At 45.2% G+C, this 7,768-nt stretch carries 5 protein-coding genes and 1 pseudogene; 5 read left to right on the forward strand and 1 reads right to left on the reverse strand.

Going from position 1 to position 7,768, the window contains the following annotated elements:
* The 5 genes and pseudogenes from AC55NX_RS20160 to AC55NX_RS20180 all read left to right on the forward strand — a co-directional run.
* Positions 1 to 274 (forward strand): annotated as a pseudogene (locus tag AC55NX_RS20160) (type VI secretion system tip protein VgrG); the annotation flags it as partial.
* Between the two features lie 3 nt (positions 275 to 277).
* On the forward strand, positions 278 to 1,159 hold the full coding sequence (locus AC55NX_RS20165; protein ID WP_496997355.1) for a DUF4123 domain-containing protein: 882 nt from the start codon (positions 278 to 280) through the stop codon (positions 1,157 to 1,159).
* A gap of 7 nt (positions 1,160 to 1,166) precedes the next feature.
* Complete coding sequence (locus AC55NX_RS20170; RefSeq protein WP_496997356.1) at positions 1,167 to 4,574, forward strand: toxin VasX; 3,408 nt, start codon at positions 1,167 to 1,169, stop codon at positions 4,572 to 4,574.
* A 3-nt stretch (positions 4,575 to 4,577) separates the two neighbouring features.
* On the forward strand, positions 4,578 to 5,882 hold the full coding sequence (locus tag AC55NX_RS20175) for a hypothetical protein (RefSeq protein WP_496997357.1): 1,305 nt from the start codon (positions 4,578 to 4,580) through the stop codon (positions 5,880 to 5,882).
* A 66-nt stretch (positions 5,883 to 5,948) separates the two neighbouring features.
* Positions 5,949 to 7,256: a hypothetical protein gene (locus tag AC55NX_RS20180; RefSeq protein ID WP_496997358.1), complete on the forward strand. Its 1,308-nt coding sequence runs from the start codon at positions 5,949 to 5,951 to the stop codon at positions 7,254 to 7,256.
* Between the two features lie 66 nt (positions 7,257 to 7,322).
* Here AC55NX_RS20180 and AC55NX_RS20185 read toward each other — a convergent pair whose 3' ends face one another.
* Entirely contained in the window at positions 7,323 to 7,520 is a 198-nt protein-coding gene (locus AC55NX_RS20185; protein ID WP_496997359.1) for a hypothetical protein, read from the reverse strand.
* Between the last annotated feature and the right edge of the window lie 248 nt (positions 7,521 to 7,768).

Here is a 7,768-nt window from a genome sequence, read left to right on the forward strand (position 1 = left end):
GGGCTCCGGTTTGACCTTATCCGCCGGGGGCAGTTTTATCAGTATCGACAGCGGCAGTGTCAACCTCTCCGGCCCGGCGATTAACCTCAACGCCGGCGGCAGTGCCGGCAGTGCGGTGGCGTATGGCGGGCAATCTGCATTGTTGCCGGGAGAGTTGGAAGATATTCAGCCTATCGCAGCAATCTCTCCGGTGAAACAGGTGGCTGCATTAAAATCTGCGGCCGCTCATGTCCAGGGGCTCTGCCAAATCTGTCAAGAAATGCAAGGGGCATAATGGATGTTACCTGCAATCGAAACCTCGCAACCGATCTACCTGTTGCTGGACGGTGCTCAAATTGATGCGCTGGCGAAACAGGTCGCTTTACTGGATGCTGCTGACCAAGTGATGCCACTGTATGCGGGAACGCGCCTACAGGATGTGATAGAAGTCTCTCCTCTATTAGTTCAGGTCTCTTCACTGACACCGTTTGCTGAATTGCTGGAGAGCGATGAGAACAAAAACGGATGTCTGATTCTTGAATCCGATGCCGGATTTGATGCACTGTTCTGCTACTGGCAAGCTCAGTTGTTTGCTTTATCTCCCGAAAGTTCTGAACCTATGGTTTTCCGGTTGTATGATCCGCGAATTTTTGCCGCTTTTCAGAAAACGGAGCATAGTCTGGAAAAAAGACGACTTTTCGGTCCTTGTCATCGAATCTGGTGCTGGAATAAGAAAGAGATATGCTGGGAAAATTTTCAGACTGAAGAAACCGTAGATGCGGCGATCTGGCAGCAGTCACCATTTGTGATGACGCAGGCACATCTGGATGTGCTGTTTGAACTGAAGATTGAACATTTTATTCACCAGCTACATCAGCATATTCAGTCTTATTTTCCACAATTATTACCACCGGACGAAACCTGTGAGGATTTCGCTCGCTTTGTATATCAGAAATCAATGGCGCTGGGTTTTGAGAGCCCGCAGTCAATTTTTTATTTTGCCAATATCTGGTGCCACCTTGGTGATAGCTGTCTGGATAAATCAATTTATCCGGAGATTGCTATTTTACTGACCGAGCCTAGTCAGCAAATCCCACAGCAGCGAATTAAAAGCGCTGCCCTGCAACTTGCTAATTACCAACCCAATCTGACGCACCGCGTAGCAGACTATATTTGTTGAGGTCAACATGACGGAACATATCTTATTAGCGAATAATGCCGCCGCATCCCAATCAACAGAGGATACCGGTAGCCTGACGGGAGCCTGCCCGTATATGAACCCCATGATCCAACTGGTTCCGATGCGTTATGCCATGAGTGAGGAAGGGGAGAGCGTCCCTGAAAACCTTAATGACAGTTTGTATCGCGACGATGGCGTACCACAAGGGTTTCGTCCACTGAATCCCGGTTTTCTCTATATCATCCACAGTGAAGATAAAGAGACGCTGTACGAATTTGAAGTCAAAGATGATCAAAGTCTGATTGGGCGTTATTTTGAAAAGGGTACTGATGCATTTCAGGACAGCGGTCAGAAAACGATAGTTGTCCCACGACGTGGTGTTCTCCATGCTCTGTTTATGCCGGTTGCGATGACACCTGAGCGGGCAGAGATTTTACTCGGGGCAAGCGATGATCAGTCGAGTCTGATGAACCGGGTCTTGCTGGGTGATGTTGACCCCATCAATGGTACCAAAGGGCTAATGCCGACAGAAAAAATCCCGGGTTGTATCGATTTTTCAGCGCAGAGAACGGAGTCTGGCGGTCAGTATGATTCAGGTCAGTATTGGTGGTTATCCAATTTAATCTTTCAGCCGGAAGCCCAGTCGCCGGTGCAATCTTCGGTATTACCCGAATATGAAAAAGATAGCGCCGTTTTATTGATTAATGATATTTGTGCCGATCTGGTTGAAGCTGCTGAACGGCAAAACGATTTAAAGACCCAATATAAAACTTGGTATGAAAAGGAAGTGGATGGGCACCGTAACTGTGATCGCTATGAAGTTGCGCAGTTATTGAATAATCTGATGCAGGTCGATCAATTCTTAGCCGGGCGATTTGATTCACTACTGGACTCATTAGGTATTCATATCTCTGATGACGAGGAAAGAAAGGCACTATCAGCACGGTTAAAAAACCATATCGAAGTTTTAAATGATCAGAATGAATATCACTGGGAAGCGGCTTCCAGCGTTCCCGGTATTTTCGGTAAAGATGGTTACCAAAGTTCCTATCCTGCCAATATGGGAAGATCGGTTAATAATAAAGCCAATGCAATGGCAAAGAAACTGGCTGAGGATTACAGCATTTCTTATTACACAGCGAAAAGTACGCTGGAAAAGTGCGCCGCTGAATACAAGCAATTGATTGAGGGTGGGGCTTTTGGCAAAGACGGCATCAAAACGGTGATTCATTATGATGAAATGACCGATTTTGTGACAAAGTGGGATGATTATAAAGTCACAGTTTCAGAGAATCTGGAACGTCTGAATCCTTATGTAAAAGGGATTGCACCCAAGTGGTCTCTGCTGGCTGCTTATATTTCTCCGAAAAATAAAGATCACTTCAAAATTAAACTGGATTATGAAGACATTCTGACCGCTTTTTTTAAAAACAACGATGATCAGTGGTTGCTGGAGTATTATGCCGGGGAGGATGATTTTCCGTTATCGGTTTACGATGACATTGCCAGTGATACCACATTTGTTTCAGTGAAAGATGTACTCAATATCAGGAAAAAGTTTGTCAGTATCGGTGATGCGCTGAAAGGGGTTGAATCATTTAATAAAAAAGTGGAGACAGCCAATAATCTGAATCACCTGAATCCGATTCTTGATGATGATCTGAAGGCCCGGGTTGTTCAGAGCTTATCTTTAAAGAATGAAGCATTTGTTGTGTCGATGACCGCAGCATTACAAGCGCCGGGAGGAGAGATGAACTTTACCCAGCGTTTGAGCAATAATCTGGATAAGCTCAGTCAAGGGACAAAACAACTGCTTAATCTGAACTTTAAAGCCAATGGTATCCAGTGGCATATCCCGGACCAACAGGCGGCCGGTAAGCTTCAGTCACTGCATCAGGAACTCGATCAAATCAATAAAAACCTCAAACAGACCGAGCAGACGATCAAAGCCATTAAAGGCCGTAACAATAGCATTCTGCAAATGTCAAAATCAGCCCGCCATACTGCCCGGGCAAATTATGTGCGTGAATTAAGGGCAGCAAAGCGTTCAAAAAACCAATTATTAGGTCAGTTCCGGTCAAAATATAATGAAATTCTGAGTCACTCCGGCCCGGAAGTCAGCCTTGGCATCAAAAAGAGTGGTAGTTATCCGATGTCTCAGGTGATGGATGAAGCCAAACAGATGGTCAGAAGCATCAACGCCCGGGGGACGGTACGGGAAATGCTGACCGCAGAAGGGAAACCCGATGCCGGTAAAATTGTCAAGACCAGTATATCTTTCCTGCTGACTTATATGTATGTCTGGAGTGCATGGCACGCGTGGGAAGCTTTGACCGATGATGACCCGCAAGAAGGGGAATTACTCACTTTTGCAGAGGCCGGGATTACCGCAACCGCCTCTGTTATTTCTTCTGCCGGCACGATTTATACCGCGTGGCTTAACGCCTCTTTGAAAGTGGGTGATGAAGCGCTGCATGAGGCAACACTGGCTCGTTTGGCGACATGGACAGTTTACAGTACACCGATTGTAACAGCGATGGGCGCGATTGGGATGGGGATCCGGACGTGGGATGCTGGTATGGATGTGTTCCACGAGGCGTCTAGTGATTGGAGATCAAGGAATTTTCTGCTCTCATTATCAAGAGTTGGTATAAGTGTAGCGGGACTTAGTGTTGGAGTAAGAGAGACTTATCTCTACTCAGTTACAGCTTATCGTCTATATACTGGAGCAATAGAAAGTACTCAAATAGCTATGTCAGGAACACTGTCGATCGCAGCAGAATTTATTCGTTTTAACGTTTATTTATGGGTAGCATTTTTTGTGATTGATAAGTTGTGGCAGTACTACAAGTGGCCACCTTTGGTCGATTGGGCGGATGACACCGCATGGGGTAAGGATGATCAAGGTTGGTCACTGACCAATCATTATGAAGTCTTGGCACCGCAGTCGTTTAAGCCGGGAGCCCGTTATGAAGTGCTTAATAACACATATACAGAGGATCAGTCGGTTGAGACCGAAGTGCAATTGAAAATTTTTCTGCCTCAAGTTTCGCGACCGACCGCTGAAAATTGCAAGCTGGAGCTGAAAGCATTCTGCCGGGATCCGAGACGCAGATTCCGCGGGGAGTGGGTTGATGTGCTGGAGTCACTGAAAGTGGATGCGACGTTACTGCCGATGAATGGTGGCTGTGAACTAACCTTTTTTGTTCGCAGTGACTGGTTAAATGAAAGATATATCAATCAAATTCGGTGCTGTGTATCGCTGCGGAGTGGTGAAAATAAATGGTATCGGAACAACTGGGATTTTCATATGAGTAAAGCGATGCACATACCGTTCACCGACCATAATGTGCTCAGCCTCAGTCAGGAAGAAATCGATGCCCCTTCGGGTTCACATCTGGTTACATGGAGTTAAATGATGAGTGAATTGACAGCCCAATCCGAAACGATTGCGATGATGTCCTGTGGGCAAGTGGTCAAAGACAATGATATAGAAAGGCTGGCATTGGCTCCTTTACCAGTGACAAATAATCGCCAGCCGATTTCCGTAACGAAATTTGTTGCGATTAATAAAAAAAAGTTGTTAGAAATTCGTCGTGTTAATGCAAATATTGGTGCGGCTAAACTCATGCTCTTTGGAGGCATATTTTTATTAGGGAGTATTATTTTTGTTTGGTTTATGATGAGCAAGATGCTTTTGTTTTTTCTACCAATACCCTTGTTCTTTAGTGTTTTTTTAGGTGGGACATTATACTTTGACCAAAAGGATGGAAGAGATAGTGTTCGTAGGAATGTTCCTACGGTTTTTCATCCGCAAAGGCAGGAAGTGCTCATTTATCGAGCAGGAAACAAATTGGAGCGCCCTTCACTATTTAGTTCAATGAACAGTGATGGTTTTAAGAAAGGAGCATCAGATAGGGTGATTTTAGCTGCATTCTCCGGAGCTATTATTTTTTCGCTTGGTTGGGCGAGATGTGTCGGTCATATTCTGGACTCAGAATATGGTGAAGGGTTACCTTTAACCATATCTTTAATACTGATTGGTCTCTTCTGCCTATATATCCCGCTCAAACCGTGGTTTACCTATTTTCGTCAGCTAAGAAAGCAGCCTCGTCAAACCGAGTCTCAACTGATTGGTGTTCCGTGGGAACAGGTTGCAGTCGAATTACACCACTTAAGTGCCGTCAGTTATATCGGTTTACGGACGATGTATACGCTGAATTTTATGTGTCCTTTACCGGGCGAGACGGATAAAAAATATTTGATCAGTCTGCCGGTGTATTCAAAAGAAGAAGGTCTGTCATTGTTTGAATTGATCCGTGATTATATGGAGCACGGTGCACAAGGGATTGATCAGACAGCCGCTGCCAAACTGCAAACTGAAACGGCAGATTACACCCGGGCGGCTTATCGGCAAAAGATGCAGGAGATGCGTCGAAAAAATCCGCTGTTTTATCCTTTATGGCGGCTGTGGAATATTGTGACGTTACGCTACTGGGCACACTGGTATCTGGAGCGTGATTTAGATGTTCTGCCGAGTCAGATGATGAACCGAGAAGAAGTGGTCAACTGGTGTCAGCCACTCCCCGAATCTGAATGGCAACCGATGAGTGATGAACTCCAAGAAGCCAATCAACGGGTCAGAGCGTTATATGCAGCCGGTTATCAATGGGAAAGTGAAGAAGTCCGCTCGGTACTGCAGGATTATGTGCGGGTGCCGTGATATCAATGATGTTCAATATAACGAGCCGCAATTGCGGCTCGAAATCTGGTTATCTGATGTGAAATGATGAGTGAATTGACAGCCCAAGCCGAGACGATTGCGATGATGTCCTGTGGGCAAGTGGTCAAAGACAATGATATAGAAAGGCTGGCATTGGCACCGTTACCAGTAACAAATAATCGCCAGCCGATTGTTGTAACCAAATCCATTTCGGTCAATCAACATGGATTATTGGAATTACGTAGTGTTAATGCTGCATCAGGCTTGATACAGATGTTGCTGCTCATCGTATTATTGGCTCTCGGTTTTATCGCTGGTTTTTGGATCTTTGGATTGATGTATTTTTTATTACCTATTTTACCAGTTCCGGTCTTGTTTACCTTATTTGTGGGGGGAGGGATTTATTTACAGTTTAAAGATTCTGCTGATAGCGCTCGTAAAAATATACCAGTAATTTTTCATCCTCAGAAGCGGGAATTGTTAATCTCAAGAGTCAAATCAGCTGGCCTTATTCGACCTTCTTTTTTTGGTAATATGACAAGCAAAGGTTATAGCCAAGGGATGTCAGATCTCACCCTCTTATCTGGGTTTGCTGGATTTGCTTTATTTTCTACAGGGTGGGGATTATTTTTTGCTGAAAGGGGGCTTTCCACCGCTTGGTTGATAACCGGTATTATTTTTCTGTTAGGAGGTGCATTACTAATATATATCCCGCTTAAACCGTGGTTTACCTATTTTCGTCAGCTCAGAAAGCAGCTTCATCAAACCGAGCAACAACAATTTATTGGTGTGCCGTGGGAGCAAGTGGCGGTTGAACTACACCACTTAAGTGCCGTCAGTTATATTGGTTTACGGACGATGTATACGCTGAATTTTATGTGTCCTTTACCGGGTGAGACGGATAAAAAATATTTGATCAGTCTGCCGGTGTATTCAAAAGAAGAAGGCCTGTCATTGTTTGAATTGATCCGTGATTATATGGAGCACGGCGCACAAGGGATTGATCAGACAGCCGCTGCCAAACTGCAAACTGAAACGGCAGATTACACCCGGGCGGCTTATCGGCAGAAGATGCAGGAGATGCGTCGAAAAAATCCGCTGTTTTATCCTTTATGGCGGCTGTGGAATATTGTGACGTTACGCTACTGGGCACACTGGTATCTGGAGCGTGATTTAGATGTTCTGCCGAGTCAGATGATGAACCGAAAAGAAGTAGTCAACTGGTGTCAGCCACTCCCCGAATCTGAATGGCAACCGATGAGTGATGAACTCCAAGAAGCCAACCAACGGGTCAGAGCGTTATATGCTGCTGGTTATCAATGGGAAAGTGAAGAAGTCCGCTCGGTACTGCAGGATTATGTACGGGTGTCGTGATATCAATGATGTTCAATATAACGAGCCGCAACCGCGGCTCGAAATCCAAATAAACAAACCAATTAACTACACCAAATCCTCCTCATCAATCTCTTGATGGTAGCGCACATAATGAGTGGTAATCAGATTATTCAGATACAGCAGTACGTTGCGTAGCTCTTGACTGTTGTGCCGCTGTTCGGCTTCAAACATTTCTTCTAACTGACGCAAATATTCACGGGCTTTTTGGGCGAACTCGGGATTATAAGGGATGGTTTCGTACATAGTTGATTCCTTGGAGAATGATGAAAATAAACTCACCACAAGAGTTCCTACACTCGGGTGGTGAACTGGAACAAGGTGTAGGAATACCGCTCTCCAAGACACGGTCAGCTAAGGCTGCCTTGCCCAGCTCACCATAATTCAGATGTGCTGAGGCCGCATATAGTAAAAAACCAACTAAAAGTTAGCAACCTATAATACTTGGAGTCTTGTGAGCGGGTTCCTACGCCCGGCACCGGATTTTGCCAGTG

The sequence above is a fragment of the Vibrio rubrogenes genome, from assembly GCF_059641415.1.

What these genes read in the sequence shown, in the direction of transcription:
- AC55NX_RS20165 (WP_496997355.1), top strand. Translation starts at nt 278, where the DNA reads ATGTTACCTGCAATCGAAACCTCGCAACCGATCTACCTGTTGCTGGAC.
- AC55NX_RS20170 (WP_496997356.1), top strand. Translation starts at nt 1,167, where the DNA reads ATGACGGAACATATCTTATTAGCGAATAATGCCGCCGCATCCCAATCA.
- AC55NX_RS20185 (WP_496997359.1), bottom strand. Translation starts at nt 7,520, where the DNA reads ATGTACGAAACCATCCCTTATAATCCCGAGTTCGCCCAAAAAGCCCGT.
- AC55NX_RS20180 (WP_496997358.1), top strand. Translation starts at nt 5,949, where the DNA reads ATGAGTGAATTGACAGCCCAAGCCGAGACGATTGCGATGATGTCCTGT.
- AC55NX_RS20175 (WP_496997357.1), top strand. Translation starts at nt 4,578, where the DNA reads ATGAGTGAATTGACAGCCCAATCCGAAACGATTGCGATGATGTCCTGT.